Raw genomic sequence first — 270 nt, forward strand, 5'->3', positions numbered from 1 at the left:
CGCATTTAACGGCGCTTCGGGCGATGACATCGGTGCCATGTTTGGCGGGCTTGTCGGCGATCCGGTTGCCACAACAGTCTGGGGCAGTGTTGTACTGCTGATCACATCGGCCATTGTTATTAAAGGCCTCAAGCAAGGGCTGGAGCGCGCTGTCACTACTATGATGCCGGGACTGCTGGTGCTTTTACTGGTCTTAGTCGGTTATGCGATGACAACCGGACATTTTGCCGAAGGGGTGAATTTTATGTTTAACCCAGACTTCAGCAAACT

At 52.6% G+C, this 270-nt stretch carries 1 pseudogene; it reads left to right on the plus strand.

Annotation, left to right across the window (positions count from 1 at the left end):
* Nucleotides 1-270 (plus strand): annotated as a pseudogene (locus ACYP03_RS26315) (hypothetical protein); the annotation flags it as partial.

This window comes from Photobacterium sp. R1, assembly GCF_054600795.1.